12 protein-coding genes and 2 pseudogenes are annotated in these 19,300 nt (G+C 63.6%); 8 read left to right on the top strand and 6 right to left on the bottom strand.

Annotated features, from left to right (window positions below):
* Window positions 1-360 (bottom strand): hypothetical protein, encoded by a 360-nt coding sequence (locus QIY50_23055; protein WGV20138.1) that lies wholly within the window; start codon window positions 358-360, stop codon window positions 1-3.
* Between the two features lie 134 nt (window positions 361-494).
* Here QIY50_23055 and QIY50_23050 point away from each other — a divergent pair, with 134 nt between their 5' ends.
* Entirely contained in the window at window positions 495-695 is a 201-nt protein-coding gene (locus QIY50_23050) for a hypothetical protein (GenBank protein ID WGV20137.1), read from the top strand.
* Window positions 696-706: 11 nt separating this feature from the next.
* Here QIY50_23050 and QIY50_23045 read toward each other — a convergent pair whose 3' ends face one another.
* The 4 genes and pseudogenes from QIY50_23045 to QIY50_23030 form a co-directional block, all read right to left on the bottom strand.
* Window positions 707-2,134 carry a sigma-54 dependent transcriptional regulator gene (locus QIY50_23045; protein ID WGV20136.1) on the bottom strand — a complete coding sequence of 476 codons (1,428 nt, stop codon included), beginning with the start codon at window positions 2,132-2,134 and terminating at the stop codon, window positions 707-709.
* Window positions 2,103-3,596: a HAMP domain-containing sensor histidine kinase gene (locus QIY50_23040; protein ID WGV20135.1), complete on the bottom strand. Its 1,494-nt coding sequence runs from the start codon at window positions 3,594-3,596 to the stop codon at window positions 2,103-2,105. The genes QIY50_23045 and QIY50_23040 overlap by 32 nt, the downstream gene beginning before the upstream one ends.
* A 293-nt stretch (window positions 3,597-3,889) precedes the next feature.
* Window positions 3,890-5,354, bottom strand: a pseudogene (locus QIY50_23035) (HAMP domain-containing sensor histidine kinase).
* 237 nt (window positions 5,355-5,591) lie between these two features.
* A pseudogene (locus tag QIY50_23030) lies at window positions 5,592-6,177 on the bottom strand (lytic transglycosylase domain-containing protein).
* A gap of 185 nt (window positions 6,178-6,362) precedes the next feature.
* On the opposite strand from QIY50_23030, the gene gspG reads away from it, so the two are divergent.
* From gspG to QIY50_22995, 7 genes are all read left to right on the top strand, one after another.
* Window positions 6,363-6,788, top strand: coding sequence for a type II secretion system major pseudopilin GspG (gene gspG, locus QIY50_23025; protein ID WGV20134.1), 426 nt, complete (start codon window positions 6,363-6,365; stop codon window positions 6,786-6,788).
* Between the two features lie 11 nt (window positions 6,789-6,799).
* The gene (locus QIY50_23020; protein ID WGV20133.1) at window positions 6,800-7,990 is read left to right on the top strand and encodes a type II secretion system F family protein; all 1,191 of its coding nucleotides are present in this window, start codon (window positions 6,800-6,802) and stop codon (window positions 7,988-7,990) included.
* Between the two features lie 303 nt (window positions 7,991-8,293).
* Window positions 8,294-9,535, top strand: coding sequence for an efflux RND transporter periplasmic adaptor subunit (locus tag QIY50_23015; GenBank protein ID WGV20132.1), 1,242 nt, complete (start codon window positions 8,294-8,296; stop codon window positions 9,533-9,535).
* Between the two features lie 12 nt (window positions 9,536-9,547).
* A complete protein-coding gene (locus QIY50_23010) occupies window positions 9,548-12,727 on the top strand; it encodes an efflux RND transporter permease subunit (protein WGV20131.1) in 3,180 nt (1,059 codons plus the stop codon).
* Window positions 12,724-14,139 (top strand): TolC family protein, encoded by a 1,416-nt coding sequence (locus QIY50_23005; protein WGV20130.1) that lies wholly within the window; start codon window positions 12,724-12,726, stop codon window positions 14,137-14,139. Before QIY50_23010 ends, QIY50_23005 begins: the two co-directional genes overlap by 4 nt.
* A gap of 269 nt (window positions 14,140-14,408) precedes the next feature.
* A complete protein-coding gene (locus tag QIY50_23000) occupies window positions 14,409-15,464 on the top strand; it encodes a tetratricopeptide repeat protein (protein WGV20129.1) in 1,056 nt (351 codons plus the stop codon).
* A 79-nt stretch (window positions 15,465-15,543) separates the two neighbouring features.
* Window positions 15,544-17,160 (top strand): response regulator, encoded by a 1,617-nt coding sequence (locus QIY50_22995; GenBank protein ID WGV20128.1) that lies wholly within the window; start codon window positions 15,544-15,546, stop codon window positions 17,158-17,160.
* A 6-nt stretch (window positions 17,161-17,166) separates the two neighbouring features.
* Here QIY50_22995 and QIY50_22990 read toward each other — a convergent pair whose 3' ends face one another.
* Complete coding sequence (locus tag QIY50_22990; protein WGV20127.1) at window positions 17,167-19,224, bottom strand: PAS domain-containing protein; 2,058 nt, start codon at window positions 19,222-19,224, stop codon at window positions 17,167-17,169.
* Window positions 19,225-19,300 lie beyond the last annotated feature (76 nt).

The following is a 19,300-nucleotide window of genomic DNA, read 5'->3' as shown; positions in this document are numbered from 1 at the left end:
TCAGTCCAGGCATTCCTTGGCAGCCTGGCGCAGTTTATCGCCAGACAGGAAGCTGCCCTTGTAGAACGTCGCGCGGCTACCCTCGCGGTAATCGACTACGTCCAGCACATCATCGGATGCCACGGCACTGGGTGCCGTCAACCGGTAGCCGTGGGCGATCGATTTCTGCGTGGCCTGTGGTGCCAGCGCTTGCCACCTGGGCAGTACGCAGGCGGCATACTGCTGGGGCGATTTGTGGGTCAGTTTGCTGGCTGTGGGTTTGCCTGGGGTTGCACAGCCGGCAAGGCCGGCAACCAGCACAGCGGCGACAAAGATGCGAAACGTAGACATTTGCAATTGGCCATCAACGATACGCTGCATTTTAACCAGGGTTGTGCCGGCTTACCAATCAACCAACGTCGCGCTGCACAGGCTGCACCTGACATTTCTGCCAGTAGCATGAATGAGTGAAGGCTGGGAAAGTGGGGCCGTCAATTGCCTTCGGAGCACGCACCATGCAAAACAACACCGACAGAACGCAATTCTTCTATCAGAAGGGAAAACTCATCACCCTGAAGACAGGCGAACAAGGCCGCAGCATTTTTCGTACTGCCGAAGTGCCGCTTGCCGAGCAACAAACGCAAGGTACGTCCTCCACCGCCCTGCTGGGAACGGACCTCAGCGGTTCAGTGCTGAACGTACAGGAACACACCTGACCGAACGTTGCTTACCACTGGCGTTTGTCCGGTCTGGTCAGCCCCAGCTTTTCGATCCGGTAACGCAGCATATCCCGCGACAGCCCAAGCATGCGTGCCGATTTGGTCACGTTCCAGTCCGTGCGGTCCAGGGTCTTGCAGACCAGGTCACGCTCCATGTCCGGCAGACTGGTGCCGGGCTCTGGTTCGTGCCGGGGTATCTCGAACACCGCAGGCGCGGCCTGCTGCACCAGTGGCTCGTCGATCAGGGTCATGCACAGGTTCAGCTGATGCGCCTGCACCACTTCGTTCGGCGCCAGCAGCACGGTCTGCTCCAGCATGTTTCGCAGTTCACGCACATTGCCCGGCCAGCTATAACCGAGCATCAGGTTTTCCGCCTCGGCGGAAAAGCGCAGGTTCGGCTTGCCATAACGCCGACCATGATGGGCCAGGAAATGCCGCGCCAGCAGCAGCACGTCCTGCCCGCGGGCATACAGGCGCGGCACCTTCAGGGCAATGATGCGCAGGCGGAAGAACAGGTCGCGGCGGAACTTGCCCTGCTGCACCATCTGCTCCAGGTTGCAGTTGGTAGCACTGATCACCCGCAGGTCGACCTTGCGCTCCTTCACCGCGCCGATCCGACGGATGCTGCGGTCTTCCAGCAACTTGAGCAGCTTGGCTTGCAACACAAGGTCCATCTCGCCAATCTCGTCGAGGAACAACGTGCCGCCATCAGCAGCCTCCACCAGGCCCACCCGGCGCTCCTTGGCATCGGTAAAGGCGCCCTTCTCGTGGCCAAACAGTTCGGCCTCCAGCAGGTTCGCCGGGATCGAGGCGCAGTTGAACTCGATAAATGGCCCTTTGCTGCGCGAGCCATCGAAATGCAAGGCGCGGGCCACCAGCTCTTTGCCGGTACCGGTCTCGCCTTCGATCAACACCGGTGGCAGGTCGTCGCTGGCCATGCGCCGCTCGGCATCCAGCACCTGGCGCAGGGTGTGCTTGAGGGTGAGCATCGTCGGTGATTCGCCGATCAACGCCTGCAACCCGGATTTCTGCGCCTCGCGCTCCTGATAGAACGATAACGTACGCTCCATGCGCTCGGCGGCCAGTGCCTTGTCCAGGGTCAGCTTGAGCTCAGCCAGTACCACCGGCTTGGACAGGTAATGGAAGGCGCCCTCCTTCATTGCCTGCACGGCATCTTCGACATTGCCGTAACCCGTCATCATGATCACTTTAAGCCCCGGCACCTGCGCCACCAAGGTGCGCAGCAGGTCGTGCCCGCTCATGCCCGGCAGCGAGTTGTCGGTCAGCACCGCATCGGGCTGGGCCCGCTTGATCTGCTCCAGCGCCAGCTCCGCGCTGTGGCACACGGTGACCTCGAAGCCCTTGAGGCTGAGGTATGTGCGAATGTTGTCGGCAAGGATTTCATCATCCTCGACTACCAGGATGCTGTGCTCCATGGTCCCCTCCCGCTGCGATATTGAATGTGAGGCTTACGCGGGTTCCTTCCTCTTCGCGGCTGCTCAGGCTGACCGAGCCGCCAAAACGCTCCATGATGCGCTTGACCAGGGCCAGGCCTACGCCGAGGCCGCCCTGCTTGGTGGTGTAGAACGGCTTGAACACCATCCGCTCCTGCTGTTGGCTCATGCCCTTGCCGGTATCGCTAAGGACGAACTCAGCCCGCTGCCCCTCCTGCACATTGACCTGGGCGCGCAGCATACCGCCGTCAGGCATGGCTTCCAGGGCATTGGAGAACAGGGTATTTAGAATTTGCGTGAGCTGTAGCGGCTGGCTGGCCACCCACTGTGACCCAGGGCCTTCGTAGCAAAAGCGCACACCGTTGCGTTCGATCTGCTGGCTGAAGGCCAGGTGGGTGTCCTCGATGGCCATCACCAGGTCAACGGCCTCGGCGTCGTCACTGGTCGGTCGCAGCGACACCAGCAGGTCACGCACCCAGCGCGACATGCGGTCGACCTGGCTGATGATGTCGGTGATGTTCTTCTGCGCCGCGGGGTTGGCGATTTCCTGTGCCAGTTCGGCGCTGGAGCGAATGTTGGCCAGCGGGTTGCGCAAGCTGTGCGCCACCGCCGAGGACATCTCGCCCAGGGCCACATAGGTTTCACTGGCGACCAAGCGGTCCTGTTGCAGGTGCAGCAGTTGCGCCGCGCGGCGCACGATCCAGAACAGACCGAAGTAGACCAGTGCACCACCCACCAGGGTCGAGGCCCAGATCAGCACATAACCGCGCTGGATGCGTCGGACCAGGTCTTGCGGCTCCTTGTAGATTTCCACCATGGCCAGCACCTGCTCGCCCTGGCTATCGAACAAAGGGATGTAGTTCTCGATGAACAGGTAACGTGGTTCACGCTGGAACCTCTGCTCCTCGCGGTCATCCTCGGCCTGGTGATAGCTGGCCGACACCGCCTTGCGCGAATGAAAGGCGCGGTCGAGGTCGTCATCCGCCTCGATGCGCTTGCCGATCAGCTCCCGGTTGGTCGACCAGACGATGGTGCGGTCGCGTGCATAGACGTTGGCCAGCAAAGTGTCAGGCAGGTGCTCGACATGGTCGAGAAACTCGACCCGGGTCGATTCCGCCAGCGCCGGGGTAAACTGCAAGTGCTGCTGGTCCAGGCGCGGGTCAAGCAACTCGCCCATGGTGGTGCCCGGCGGCAACTGCGAATGACGCACTTCGGCCTGGGCCATGGCCTGGATGAACTGGGCCGTGAGCATGGCATCGCGCTCGACGCTGTCGCGCACCACGAAACGCGTCGACACATAACCCAGCCCGCCTGCCACCGAGGCGATGATCAGCAGGCTGATGACCGAGAACCAGCGCAGCAGATTGAATTCGCGCAATGGCACGGCCACACCGCTGGCGGTAGTACTGGCCTTGTCTGGAACTTGGTTATCCAGCATCTGCATCGCGTGCTTCCCGCGCAGGGCGTCCGTTGAGAAATGCATCAAGGCGACGAATAGTAGCCAATTGATAGCACTCCACCCGTGCAGCCGCAGCTGCCATTTGTCGTGTGTTGCGCTCCGCCTGTTACGTAGCAAAAACCCAGCCAGCAACTTCAACCATTTTGTTAACTCTTATGAATCATGGAGATACCGACTTTTCATGAACCTGAATGGAGATGAATTCCCCACATTTGGGGATTTATTACCCAATAAACAAAAAATCTTTATAAACAAGAAGATATGAGCATTTATTAATGTCAATCAGAAGATATTGCCAGCCGGAAACTCAGCGAAACCCGGGTGCCATGCCCTTCGCTGCTGCTAAGCCGGACACTGCCACCGAAGCGTTCCATGATGCGTTTTACCAACACCAGCCCCACGCCCAACCCACCCTGCTTGGTGGTGAAGAAAGGTCGGAACGCCATGCGCTGCTGCTCTTCGTTCATGCCTTTGCCGTTGTCGGAAAGGCGCAGTGTCAGGTTACGCCGGTCGTGACGCACCACCTCGACACGCAACCGCCCACCCTGCTCCATCGACTCCAGGGCGTTGGCGATCAGGCTGCTGAAAATCTGCCGCAGTAAAGCCGGGTGCCCCAGCACCTGTACCACTGGTAACGGTTGCAGATCCAGGCTCACGCCGCCGCGTGCCAGCGGCATCGCATAGGCCTGCAGGCTTTCCTGCAATGCCAGCGGCAAATCCACCGCCTCTGCCTCATCGTTGAGCGGACGCAATGACTGCAACATCTGGCGGATCCACTGCGACATGCGGTCGACCTGGCCGATGATGTCGTTGACATTGCGCTGCGCCGGGCCATCGTCGAACGCCTGGGCCAGTTCGGCACTGGAACGGATGGCTGGCCAGCGGGTTGCGCAGGCTGTGGGCCACCGCCGACGACACCTCGCCCAGTGCCACATAGGTTTCGTTGCTGATCAGGCGCTTCTGCTGCACCGCCAGCAGGCGCGCAGCGCGGTGCATGATGCCGTACAGGCCGACGTAGACCAGGCCGGCACCGACAGTGATCGCCAGCCAGATCAGGATCAGGCCATGTTCGATGCGCACGATCAGGTCATGGGGCTCTTTGTAGATCTCGACCATGGCCGTGACCCGCTCGCCATCGGCATCGAACAGCGGAATGTAGTTCTCGATGAACAACTGCTTGGGCGGGGTGACGAACTTCTGCTCGGCGCGGGCCTGTTCGAAGTTGTGGTAGCTGGCCGAGACTCGCATCTTGTATTCGAAGGCCTGATCCAGGCCGTTGTCGCCCACGATCAGCTTGCCGACCAGCGCCGGGTTGCTGGACCAGATCACCGTACGGTCCGGAGCATAGATGTTGGCCAGCAGCATGTCGGGCAGGTGGGCGATGTGGTCAAGAAACTCGCCACGCGCCCTGCGCCGGGCATCCGGGTCGACGTCGAGCAGGTTGGCGCGATCGCTGCGCGGGTCAAGCAGCTCACCCATGGTGCGCACATTCGGGATCGACACATGGCGCACTTCGGCGTCGGCAATGGAGGTGATGAACTGTGCGGTGAGCAAGGCGTCGCGTTCGATGCTCTCGTTGATGATGAAACGGCTGGAGATCACCCCCAGCCCGACCGCTACCGAAAGGATGATGGCCAGGCTGACCCAAGCATACCAGCGCAGCATGTTGAACGGCTTGCGTGAGGCGGGCAACTCGCTACCGGCAGGCACTTCAATAGCGTCGGAACGAGGGGCGATGTCCATGGCGGACTCCACAACTGGGCACCTTCAGAAGGTTATAGCCCAGAGTTGGGGAAACCATCGGGTCGGCTTGCTGGCATCCGCCGAAGGGTATGGTTCACGGTCATTCGAAGTACGTCGACGCTGTGGGAGCGGGCGTGTCGAGGCGTCGAACCGCCGCGAACACCGGCGCAGCCGGTGCCTTTTACCGCGTCGCTTGCTTCGCGGGCACGCCCGCTCCCACAGAGAAAATTGCAGAGGCTAATCACCCACCACCCCCTGCAACCTGCGGTACTCGCGCAGCACATTGGGCACATAGCGCCGGGTCTCGGCGAACGGCGGTACGCCGCCCCGGCGCAGTACCGCGTCCGGGCCGGCGTTGTAGGCCGCCACGGCCAGGGTGATGTCATTGTCGAACAGGTCGAGCATGCGCTTGAGGTAGCGGGCCCCACCCTGCACGTTGTCTTCCGGGTCCAGGCGGTTTTCCACGCCCATCTCGCGGGCGGTATCCGGCATCAGTTGCATCAGTCCCACCGCGCCCGCTGGCGAACGGGCCTTGGGGTTGTAGCCGGACTCGGCCTTGATCACCGCATGCAGCAACGCCGGGGGTACGTCGTGGGTGCGCGCCGCCGCGGCGACCAGCTTGGCGTAGGGGATGGCCGGTGATGAGCTGCGCGTTGGCCGGGCCGGCCTGGGCCTTCGGCTCGCTGATCACCGTTTCATAGAGGCGCCCGGGTCGATGTACGTTGGTCAGTATGTAGCTGCCTTTGGCGTCGATGGAAATGTACACATCGGCCTGGGCAGCACCTGCCACCAGCCAGATCAAACCGAGAATGAGTCCACGCATGTCGGTCGCCTCTTCGTGGTTCCCCCGATGTTGGGGGATATACCCCGGAAATCCCGGGGTCGGTGACCACGACGCAAGCACTGTGCCGCTTTGCGTGCCGCATGCTGCAAGGTGCCGGGGCAGGCGTGCACGGCTGTTGCATGGAGCCTGCAAAAGCTTGTCCCCATGCAGCGGAGGGCTTCACCATGCAGCGCAGAAACAACCCTCAACGTGGCTTCACCCTGCTCGAACTGCTGGTGGTACTGGTGGTGCTCGGTCTGTTGGCCGGTATCGTCGCGCCCAAGTACTTCAGCCAGCTCGGCCGCTCCGAGGCCAAGGTCGCGCGGGCGCAGATAGAGGGGCTGAGCAAGGCCCTGGACCTGTACCGCCTGGAAGTCGGGCACTACCCCAGCAGTGAGCAAGGCCTGCAGGCCCTGGTGGTCGCCCCCAGTGGCGAGGCGCGCTGGACCGGCCCGTATCTTCAGAAAGCCGTGCCCCAAGACCCGTGGGGGCGCCCCTACATCTACCGGCAACCCGGCGAGAACGGCGGCGAGTACGACCTGCTGTCGATGGGCAAGGACGGCCAGCCCGGTGGCGACGGGGAAAACGCCGAAATCACCAGTTGGCAGTAGGGAGAACGGTCATGCGCTACAGTCTCAAGGCCCTGGGCAGGCAGGGTGTGGTGCAATTGCAGATCGACGCCGAGGACGCCGACCAGGCCCGCCGCCAGGCCGAGGACCAAGGCCTGCGGGTGCTCAGCCTACATGGCCACGGCGGCGCCTTGCGCGGCCTGGCCTGGCGCCGCGCGGCAAGCTTTGACCTGGTGCTGTTCAGCCAGGAACTTTCGACCCTGCTCAACGCCGGGCTGCCGCTGATCGACGCACTGGAAAGCCTGGCCGAAAAGGCCCCCGCAGCCGCAACGCGCAAGGTGCTCGCCGAACTGGTCCGCCAACTGTACGAAGGCCGTTCGCTGTCCCAGGCCCTGGGCCAGCAGCCACGGGTGTTCCCGCCGCTGTACGTGGCGCTGGTTCAGTCCAGCGAGCGTACCGGCGCGCTCGGCGATGCCCTGGCCCGCTACATCAGCTACCGCCAGCGCCTGGACCTGGTACGGCAGAAACTGGTGGGCGCCTCGGTGTACCCGTTGCTGCTTTTGCTGGTAGGCGGTGGCGTGGTGCTGTTCCTGCTTGGCTACGTGGTGCCGCGTTTCAGCCAGGTATTCGAGGGCATGGGCAGCGAATTGCCCTGGCTGTCGCGGCTGCTGATGCAGATCGGCCTGTTCCTGCACGCTCGGCAGCTGCCGCTGGCGCTGGGCTGCCTTGGCGCGGTCACGGCGCTGTGGCTGCTGCGCCGCCAGCCATGGGTACGGCGCTGGGCAGCCTGCCAGCTGCGACGCCTGCCGGCACTTCACCAACGCCTGATGATGTACGAACTGGCGCGCTTCTATCGCTCGTTGGGCATCCTGCTGCAAGGCGGCATCCCCATCCTCACCGCCATGGGCATGGTCCGCGGCCTGCTCGGCAGCGCGGCGGCCGAGGGCCTGGAGTACGCCAGCCAGCGGGTCGGCGAAGGGCTGCCGCTGTCCGACGCACTGGAGGCCGGGCAACTGGTCACGCCGGTATCGCTGCGCCTGCTGCGGGCCGGCGAGCAGTCCGGCAACTTGGGCGAAATGCTGGAGCGCTGCGCCGACTTCCATGATCAGGAAATCGGCCGCTGGGTGGAATGGTTCGTCAAGCTGTTCGAACCGCTGCTGATGACCTTCATCGGCCTGCTGATCGGCCTGATCGTGATCCTGATGTACATGCCGATCTTCGAACTGGCCTCAAGTATTCATTGAATTGCTGAACTGCCCTGAGGGCGGGTATCGCCGACGTAAATCCCTGCACGGTACCCTGTGGGAGCGGGCGTGCCCGCGAACACCGGCAAAGCCGGTGTCAGCCACCGCGTCGCCTTTTTCGCGGGCTTGCGCGATCTCACAAAGATTGCACAAGCTTTCAGATCTTGCGCAACCATGCCGCGCATCGATGACTGACCCACACATATCATTCATCGTGATAATAACCTTCGTCCCGTTCGATTCGTGCATCGCGCGCAACACACTCACACTCCGCCCACTACTAATACATTGGCGGAGTTCTCCATGGAACAATCACTCAAACCCTTGCGCTTGCCTCTCGCTGCCCTGGCAGTGGTGGTGATCAGCGCTTGCGGTCGAACCCCCGACGCGGTGCAGGCTCCCGCCGCGCCGAAGGTCAGTGTGGCCAAGGTGATCGAGCAACCGATCAACGAATGGGACGAGTTCACCGGCCGCCTCGAAGCCCCGGAAACCGTCGAGGTGCGGCCACGGGTCTCCGGCCAGATCGATCTGGTGGCCTTCACCGAAGGCGCCCAGGTCAAGAAAGGCGACCTGCTGTTCCAGATCGACCCACGCCCGTTCCAGGCCGAGGTCCGCCGCCTCGAAGCCCAACTGCAGCAGGCCAAGGCCACCGCCATCCGCAGCGCCAACGAAGCCCGCCGTGGCGAACGCCTGCGTGACAGCAACGCCATTTCCGCAGAACTGGCCGAATCGCGCAGCAGTGCCGCCGCCGAAGCCCGCGCCGGGGTCGATGCGATCCAGGCCCAGCTCGATCTGGCACGCCTGAACCTCAGCTTCACCCGCGTCACCGCGCCCATCAGTGGCCGTGTCAGCCGCGCCCAGTTCACCGCCGGCAACATCGTCACCGCCGATGTCACCCCGCTGACCAGCGTGGTCTCCACCGACAAGGTCTACGCCTACTTCGACGCCGACGAGCGCGTGTACCTCAAGTACACCCAGCTGGCCCGCGAAGGCCAGCGCAGCCAGAGCACCCCGGTGTACCTGGGCCTGACCAACGAAACCGGTAACCCGCACCTGGGCCAGATGAACTTCGTCGACAACCAGGTCAACCCGCGCACCGGCACCATCCGTGGCCGTGCGGTGTTCGACAACCGCGACGGCCAGTTCACCCCGGGCCTGTACGCACGCCTGAAGCTGGTGGGCAGCGCCCAGTACCAGGCCGTGCTGATCAACGACGAAGCCGTGGGCACCGACCTTGGCAAGAAGTTCGTGCTGGTCATGGACAAGGACAACAAGGCCGCCTACCGCGCCGTGGAGCTGGGCCCGAAGCTGGAAGGCCTGCGCATCGTGCGCAGCGGCCTGGGCAAGGATGACCGCATCGTGGTCAAGGGCCTGCAGCGCGTGCGCCCTGGCTCACCGGTGACCCCGGAGGAGACGCCGATGGCCAGCGAACAGACCCTCGCCGCCCTCGCCCAGCAGCGCCAGGCCCTGGAGGCCAGCAACCCGGCGCCGAAGGTGGCGGGCAACAACGTGAAAGTCGCCAGCGCCCAGGCGCCACGCGGTTAAGGGACCACACCGATGAACTTTTCGAAATTCTTCATTACCCGGCCTATCTTCGCCGCGGTGCTGTCGCTGGTGCTGCTGATCGCGGGCTCGATCTCGCTGTTCCAGTTGCCGATCAGCGAATACCCCGAAGTGGTGCCGCCCACCGTGGTTGTGCGCGCCAACTTCCCTGGCGCCAACCCCAAGGTCATCGGCGAAACCGTCGCCGCGCCGCTGGAGCAGGCGATTACCGGCGTGGAGAACATGCTTTACATGTCCTCGCAGTCCACCGCTGACGGCAAGCTGACGCTGACCATCACCTTCGCCCTGGGCACCGACCTGGACAACGCCCAGGTGCAGGTGCAGAACCGCGTCACCCGTACCCAGCCCAAGCTGCCGGAGGAAGTGACCCGCATCGGTATCACCGTCGACAAGGCCTCGCCCGACCTGACCATGGTCGTGCACCTGACCTCGCCGGACAACCGCTACGACATGCTCTACCTGTCCAACTACGCCATCCTCAACATCAAGGACGAGCTGGCGCGCCTGGGCGGCGTGGGTGACGTGCAGCTGTTCGGCATGGGCGACTACTCGCTGCGTGTATGGCTGGACCCGAACAAGACCGCTTCGCGCAACCTCACCGCCAGCGATGTGGTGGCTGCGATCCGCGAGCAGAACCGTCAGGTGGCCGCCGGCCAGCTGGGCGCCCCGCCCGCCCCGGGTTCGACCAGCTTCCAGCTGTCGATCAACACCCAGGGCCGCCTGGTCAATGAGGAAGAGTTCGAGAACATCATCATCCGCGCCGGTGCCGATGGCGAAATCACCCGCCTGAAGGACATCGCCCGGGTCGAACTTGGCTCCAGCCAGTACGCCCTGCGTTCGCTGCTGAACAACCAACCGGCGGTGGCCATCCCGATCTTCCAGCGCCCAGGCTCCAATGCCATCGAGATCTCCGACGAAGTGCGGGCGAAGATGGCCGAGCTGAAGAAGGACTTCCCAGAGGGCATGGACTACAGCATCGTCTATGACCCTACCGTGTTCGTCCGTGGTTCCATCGAAGCCGTGGTGCACACCCTGTTCGAAGCGCTGGTGCTGGTCGTGCTGGTCGTCATCCTGTTCCTGCAGACCTGGCGCGCCTCGATCATCCCGCTGATGGCCGTGCCGGTATCGCTGATCGGTACTTTTGCCGTGATGCACCTGTTCGGCTTTTCGCTCAACGCGCTGTCACTGTTCGGCCTGGTCCTGGCCATCGGCATCGTGGTGGACGACGCCATCGTCGTGGTGGAAAACGTCGAGCGCAACATCGGCCTGGGCCTGAAGCCGCTGGAGGCCACGCAAAAGGCCATGGGTGAAGTGACCGGGCCAATCATCGCCACCGCCCTGGTGCTGTGCGCCGTGTTCGTACCTGCCGCGTTCATTTCCGGCCTTACCGGGCAGTTCTACAAGCAGTTCGCCCTGACCATCGCCATTTCCACGGTCATCTCGGCGTTCAACTCGCTGACCCTGTCGCCGGCCCTGGCTGCCGTGCTGCTGAAGGACCACCACGCGCCCAAGGACCGTTTCTCGCGGTTTCTGGAAAAACTGCTGGGCAGCTGGCTGTTCACCCCGTTCAACCGTTTCTTCGACCGCGCCTCCAACCGCTACGTCGGCGGCGTGCGTCGGGTCATCCGCTCCAGCGGCATCGCCCTGTTCGTGTACGCCGGCTTGATGGGCCTGACCTACCTGGGCTTCTCGTCCACCCCGACCGGTTTCGTGCCGGCCCAGGACAAGCAGTACCTGGTAGCCTTCGCCCAGTTGCCTGACGCCGCCAGCCTCGACCGCACCGAAGCGGTGATCAAGCGCATGAGTGAAATCGCCTTGAAGCAGCCTGGCGTGGCCGACTCGGTGGCCTTCCCGGGCCTGTCGATCAACGGCTTCACCAACAGCCCGAACAGCGGCATCGTGTTCACCCCGCTGAAACCGTTTGACGAGCGCAAGGACCCAAGCCAGTCGGCCGCCGCGATCGCTGCCGCACTGAATGCCCAGTTCGCCGACATCCAGGACGCTTACATCGCCATTTTCCCGCCTCCGCCAGTACAAGGCCTGGGCACTATTGGCGGCTTCCGCCTGCAAATCGAGGACCGTGGCAACCTGGGTTACGAAGCGCTGTACAAGGAAACCCAGAACATCATCGCCAAGAGCCACAACGTGCCGGAACTGGCGGGCTTGTTCACCAGCTATCAAGTCAACGTGCCCCAGGTCGATGCAGCCATCGACCGGGAAAAGGCCAAGACCCACGGCGTGGCGATCACCGACATCTTCGACACCCTGCAGGTCTACCTGGGCTCGCTGTACACCAACGACTTCAACCGCTTTGGCCGTACCTACCAGGTCAACGTCCAGGCCGAGCAGCAGTTCCGCCTCGATGCCGAGCAGATCGGCCAGCTGAAGGTGCGCAACAACCTCGGCGAGATGATCCCGCTGGCGACCTTCCTCAAGGTCAGCGACACCTCCGGGCCTGACCGGGTGATGCACTACAACGGGTTCATTACCGCCGAGATCAACGGCGCCGCGGCACCGGGCTACAGCTCCGGCCAGGCCGAAGCCGCAATCGAGAAACTGTTGAAAGAGGAACTGCCCAACGGCATGACCTTCGAGTGGACCGACCTGACCTACCAGCAGATCCTCTCGGGTAACACTGCACTGTTCGTCTTCCCGCTGTGCGTGTTGCTGGCCTTCCTGGTGCTTGCCGCCCAGTACGAAAGCTGGAGCCTGCCGCTGGCGGTGATCCTGATCGTGCCGATGACCCTGCTCTCGGCCATTACCGGGGTGATCGTGTCGGGTGGTGACAACAACATCTTCACCCAGATCGGCCTGATCGTACTGGTCGGCCTGGCGTGCAAGAACGCCATCCTGATCGTCGAGTTCGCCAAGGACGAACAGGCCAAGGGGCTCGACCCGCTGGCTGCGGTACTGGAAGCCTGCCGCCTGCGTCTGCGGCCGATCCTGATGACCTCGATCGCTTTCATCATGGGTGTGGTTCCGCTGGTGTTCAGCTCTGGTGCCGGCTCGGAAATGCGCCATGCCATGGGTGTGGCGGTGTTCTCGGGGATGATCGGCGTGACCGTGTTCGGCCTGTTCCTGACCCCGGTGTTCTTCTTCCTGATCCGCCGTTTCGTCGAGCGTCGCCAGGCCCGCAAGGCCGGACACGTTCAAGTGCTGGAGAACCATGCATGAACCTGCTCAAACCCTTGACCCCGAGCCTGCTGGCGCTGGCCCTGGCGGCCTGCGCGGTAGGCCCGGACTACCAGGCCCCGGCCACCGAGCCCGCGCAGCTGGCCAGCGAAGTACAGGCCAAGGCCTACGACCGTAGCCGCTTCGAAAGCCTGTGGTGGAAGCAGTTCGACGACCCGGTGCTGAATCAGTTGGTGCAGGCTTCGCTGGATGGCAACCGTGACCTGCGCGTGGCCTTCGCCCGCCTGAAAGCGGCCCGTTCGATCCGTGAAGACGCCGAGAACGATCAGTTCCCGGTGGTCACCAGCCGCGTCAGCAGCGACATCGGCAAGGGCCAGATCCCCGGCCAGACCACGCAACGGGTGAACAGTGAGCGTTACGACCTGGGCCTGGACATGGCCTGGGAGCTGGACCTGTTTGGCCGCATCCAGCGCCAGATCGAAGCCAGCGAAGCCCAGGAAGCGGTGGCCGCGGCCGACCTGCAGCAGTTGCAGGTCAGCCTGATCGCCGAGCTGGTCGATGCCTATGGCCAGCTGCGCGGCGCGCAGCTGCGCGAGAAGATCGCCCTGGCCAACCTCAAGACCCAGCAGGAATCGCGGGCCATCACCGAAACCCTGCGCGATGCCGGTGTCGGCAACGACCTCGACGTGGTGCGTGCCGATGCGCGCCTGGCCGGGGTTGAAGCCACCGTACCGCAACTGCAGGCGGAACAGGCGCGCGCGCGGCACCGCATTGCCACCCTGCTCGGCCAGCGCCCGGATGCGCTCAGTGTAGACCTGTCGCCCAAAGCCCTGCCGGCGATTGCCAAGGCGCTGCCGGTGGGTGACCCGGGCGAACTGCTGCGCCGCCGCCCGGACATCCGCAGCGCCGAACGCCAGCTGGCGGCCGCCACCGCCAATGTTGGCGTGGCCACCGCCGACCTGTTCCCCCGTGTCAGCCTCAGCGGCTTCCTTGGCTTTACTGCCGCCCGCGGCTCGCAGATCGGCTCTTCGGCAGCCAATGCCTGGGCGCTGGGCCCGAGCATCACCTGGGCCGCCTTCGACCTGGGCAGCGTGCGCGCCCGCCTGCGCGGTGCCAAGGCCGATGCCGAAGGGGCGCTGGCCAACTATGAACAGCAAGTTTTGCTGGCCCTGGAAGAATCGGCCAACGCCTTCAGCGACTACGACAAGACCCAGCAACGGCTTTTGTCGCTGATACGCCAGAGCGACGCCAGCCGCAAGGCGGCGGACCTGGCCTCGATTCGTTATCGCGAGGGCACGGTGGACTACCTGGTGTTGCTCGACGCCGAGCGTGAGCGGCTGAGTGCCGAAGATGCGCAGGCCCAGGGTGAGGTCGAGCTGTACCGCGGCATCGTCTCGATCTACAAGGCCCTGGGTGGCGGCTGGCAGCCGGAGACCGTAGCCAGCGCGCACTGAATACCCCGTTTCGACGACTCCTTTGGTTGGCTCCTCCCCCAACCGTTTGCCCCGCAGGCCTTGGTCCGCGGGGCTTTTTTATGTTTTTGTGTGTTTTTGGGGTGTTCGCCACAAGTTTTTCATTGCCTGTGAGATCGAGCGCCGCGCGGGCGGCGCTCGATTTGTGCCCCACCGCAAAACCCGAGACAAGCACCTGTCAGCCCCCACTCGGTTGCATTTACCCCCCGGCTAGCCCAAGCTCTGCCCTTCCCGCCGCCACGGATCGTCCGATGCCCAGACGCAACCGCTACCTGATCGCCCTTGTGCTGTTGATCCTGGTATCGGCCCTGTTCGGCTACCTGTGGCGCGACACCTCGCCAGCCCAGCCCACCCTCCCTGCGCATAGCTACGCCAAGGCCCTGCGCCAGGCCCATGACGGCGAACCCGGCGCTGCGCGGGTGCTGTACCAACAATTGCAACGCACCGACCTGCCACCCATCCGCCGCGCAGCCTTGTACGCCGAGCTGCCCAATTACCCCTCGCCGCAGGCATTGAAACTCGCCCGCCAGGACCTGGAGCATGCCGACCCGCTGGTGCGCCGTGCTGCCATCGGCGGTATCCGTCGCCTGCTGCCGGCAGCGCAGCGCAGCCTGGTACTCGGCCCACTGCTGGACGACGACGAGCAAAGCGTGCGTTTTGCCGCAGTAGATGCCCTGCTCGGTCTCGACCCGGATGACATCGGCCTGTATTTCGGCCCCCTGCAGGTCGCCCTGGAGCAATACCAGCAAGCCCTGGAACAACAACCCGAAGACGCCGACGCCCAGGTGCACCTGGCGCGTCTGTACCTGCACGAAAACGACTACACCCAAGCTGCCAGCGCCCTGCAACGAGCCCTGGCGGTAGCCCCCGGCAACCTCGACGCATTGGCTACCCAGGTACGCCTGCTGGAGCGCCAGGGCCATCACGACGCTTCGCGCCAGGTGCTGGGCAAAGCCTTGGCACTGAGCCCCGATTCAGCCTTTCTGCAGTACGAGCTAGGGCTCTGGCTGAACCGCCACGAGCAGCGCGAATACGCCTTGCTTGCCTTTTCCCGCGCCGTCGAGCTGGACCCGGACAACACCGACTACCGCTATACACTGGCAGTTACCCTGCATGAACTGGAGCAAATCGACGCGGCGCAAAAACAACTGGAAACCGTGCTCAGCCGCCAACCGGCCAATCGCCGGGCACGGGTGTTGCTGATCCGGTACTGGAAGGAAACCGGCCAGTTGCAGAACGTGCAGGTGCTGCTGGCCGAACTGGAGCGGCAGAACCCGGACGATCCCGTGCTGCAACAGGGCCTGTAGGCAACGCCCGCAATTTTGTTGAACCTTGGTACGGGCCCTGGGTCCAGTGGATATCGGACCACCCTACAGGAGAGCCGTCTTGGCCAGTTCGTTGGCGCTGGACGATCGTGCGTTGATCCTGGCGCCGCCACCATTGGCAGCAGAGACTGCCCGCGTGCTCGCCTCTGTCGGCATCGGCAGCCTGTGCGCGATCGACCAGGCCAACCTGCACGCCTGCCTGGCCGAAGGCGCAGGCCTGGTGATCATTGCCGAGTCAGTGTTCGACCAAGGGCCAAGCGCGTGGCTACAGGAATTTCTCGACCAGCAACCGAGCTGGTCGGACCTGCCCATCGTGCTCCTCACCCAAGGCCACCAGGCAACCATGGGTTCGACCAACCACCCGGTTGGTAACGTGCTACAGCTGGCCACCCCGTTCGAAGACGCCCAACTGCTGCACATTGCCCAGTCCGCCCTGCGCAGCAGACGCCGGCAGTACCTGGCACGCGGGCAGTTGCTTGACCTGCAGCAACGCCTGGACGCCCAAGCCACGCCTCTCGGCGTAGACCATGAGCACAGCGAGTTTGCCCGCCATCAGACGCGCAAGATGGAAGCCATTGGCCAACTGGCCGGGGGCATCGCCCACGATTTCAACAACCTGCTCACCAGCATCGGCGGCAGTTTCGAGCTGATCGACCGGCGCCTGCGCCAAGGCCGCAGCGATGGCCTGGACAGTGTGCTGCAAATGGGCCGTGAGGCGGTGGCCCGCGCCGCCCGCCTGACCCACCGCCTGCTGGCTTTTTCTTCCCGGCAATCGCTGCACAGCCAGCAGGTCGACCTGCACGAGCTGCTCCAGGCAAAGCGCCTGAAGACTTGCCTGACCCCGACAGTGACCCTGCAGGTGCAGATCGCCAAAGGCCTGTGGCCAGTTGAAGCCGATGACCAGCAATTACAGGAAGCCCTCGACAACCTGCTGCTCAATGCCTGCGAAGCCATGCCCAGTGGCGGCCAGCTACGCATCGAGGCGAGCAACCAGCAGATCGGCGCCGGGCAATTTTCTGGCGGCGCCCTGTGCGCCGGTGACTATGTGCGCCTGCGCATCATCGATAACGGCCAGGGTATGGCGCAAAGCACGCTGGAGCATGCCTTCGAGCCGTTCTTCAGCACCAAGGCCATCGGCCAAGGCGTCGGCCTGGGCCTGTCGATGGTGTACGGCTTCAGCAAGCAGTCCCATGGCCATGTCAGCTTGCACAGCCAGATCGGCCAAGGGACCCGGGTGGACCTGTACCTGCCGCGCCACCTCGGCCAGGCCCAGGCGCCGGACAAACCCGTGCAGCCTGTGCAAGGTAGCCGGGGCCATCACGTGCTGATGGTCGAGGACGACCCGCATGTTCGCCAATTACTGTGCCATGCCCTGCGCGAGGATGGCTTCGCCTGCCACAGCGCCGCCAACGCCAGCGAAGGCCTGAAGGTGCTACGCTCGACACAACCGGTGGATTTGCTGGTTAGCGATGTCGGCTTGCCCGGCATGAATGGCCGCCAGTTGGCCGAGATTGCGCGCAGCCTGCGCCCACGCTTGCCGGTGCTGTTCATCACCGGCTACGCGGAAACGGCCATGGCCCGCGAGGGCTTTCTCGAGGCGGGCATGCACCTGATCTGCAAACCCTTCGAGCTGAAGCAACTGCAGGCGCAGGTGGCGCAGATTCTGGGCAAGCCCTGAAACGCATTACGCCTCAAGCATGCGTAACGCCTGGTCGGCAAGGTCCGCCAGCGGGAACGGCTTGTTCATCAATGCCGTGCCCGGCTGATCGAGCAACTGCGCTTCGATCGACTGATCAGCGTAACCGGTGATGAACAGAATCTTCTGCTGCGGCAGCTGCATGCGCATGGCCTTGGCCACCTGGCGACCACTGAAACCTCCCGGCAAACCGATGTCAGTGATCACCAGGTCGAACGGGCCGCCATGACGGAAGCGCTCCAGCGCACTATTGGCGTCGCCCACCTCGGTCACATCGAAACCACACTCGGTCAGGTACTCGCGCATGACTGTACGCAATCCGATTTCGTCATCGACCAGCAACAACCGCTCGCCCCGGGCCATGCGCTGTGAACGCTGCAACAGCTTGGGCTCCTCGGGTACCGGATCATGGCACCTTGGGAACAGCATGCACACCTTGGTCCCCAGGTCTTGTGTCGACTCGATCCACACGTAGCCACCGGACTGGCCGACAAAGCCATACACCATTGAAAGGCCAAGCCCTGACCCACGCCCGACAGGTTTGGTGGTGTAGAACGGCTCAAAGGCCCTGGCAATGTCCAGCGCCGACATGCCGTGCCCATCATCCTCGACATGCAAGGCCACATAATCGCCTGGCGGCAGGCCGCTTTCATCCGGGAACCACGCCGTCAGCCGGCTGTTGACGCTGTGAAGAGTGACAGTACCGCGCTCCAGGCAGGCTTCACGGGCATTGGTACACAGGTTGATCAAGGCATTTTCCAGCTGGGGTACGTCCAGGTTCACTGCCCACGGCGTGACATCCAGCTGCCAGTCCAGGCGCATCTCGGGGCCTAGCGTCCTCAGCAACTGTGGTTCGATCAGCCTCAGTTGACGGTTGAGATCCAGCGGTTTGGGTGCCAATGGTTGATAGCGGGAAAACGCCAGCAAGCGATGGGTCAGCTCCATGGCACGCTGTACCGAGTCGCGCGCCACCGCGACATAGGCCTCTACCCGCTCCAGTCGTCCTTCCTGCAGGCGCCGTTGCAGCAATTCGAGGCTGCCACCGATCCCGGACAGCAAGTTGTTCATTTCATGGCCCATGCCGCCGGCCAACTGGCCAACCATCTCCAGGCGTTCGTTGTTGCGCATCAGGGCTTCGGATTGACGAGCGGCCTCTTCACGGTCCTCGGTGATGTCGCGGCCGACCGCAGTCAGCAGGCTGCCATCGAAGCGCGCGCTCCAGCGGAACCAGTGGTAATGGCCATCGCGATGACGCAGGCGGGTCTCCAACTGCTCGGTGTTGCTGTACTGCAGGAACCCGGATACCGCCACCTGCACTTCGGCGCGATCCGCCGGATGCACCAGTTCCAGTACCGGTGCGCCGCGTACCTGCTCCTCGGTCCATCCCAGAATGCGGTACCAGGCGGGGTTGGCGGCATGCACCTTCAGCTCGGGAGTAACCGTCATCATCGCATCACGCGACAATTGCCAGAACTGCTCGCGCTCGGCCACATGCTGTTCGATCTGTCGCTCGAAGCCTTGCGCCTGCTCGCGCCAATGGTGGTACGCCTCAATGCTCGCGGTGGTCTCGATCACCGTGTGCAGAAAGCCAGCCACGCTGCCCAGCTCATCACGTATTGGCGCATAACCGCACGCACACCACAACGGTTCCATGCCCTTGCCGCAGGTGATACGCAGTGATGGGTCCTCGACAAAACTCGAGTGCCCTTCAAGCGCCTTGAACACCCAAGGCCCCATCGCCGGCCAGACATCGCTCCACAGCGTATCGAAGGCCTTGCCCAACCCGTCCGGGGCAATGGGCCGCAACGTCCGGTAGCCATCATTGTGCACCACGCTGAGGTCCGGCCCCCACACCACGGCACACGGGAACGGTGACAAGAGCATGATATCGACGGCAATGCGTAACGAGGCCGGCCAGCGCGGCAATGGCCCGAGCGATGTACGCCCCCAGTCGAACCGTGCAATCCGTTCGCCCATTCGGTCGATCGGCTCCAACACAGGCGGTTGCTGGATGACCTGCTCCTGCGGCGTACCGTTTACGACCACTATCGTGACTCCAGAATGGTTCAGGAACGCGTACGGGCGCCCCCATGGATGTGGTTCACGTTAGCACAACACACGC

Origin of the sequence: Pseudomonas putida (assembly GCA_029953615.1) — a bacterium.
In the GTDB taxonomy this organism is placed as follows: Bacteria; Pseudomonadota; Gammaproteobacteria; order Pseudomonadales; family Pseudomonadaceae; genus Aquipseudomonas.
This window is presented reverse-complemented; position numbering and strand designations above follow the sequence as displayed.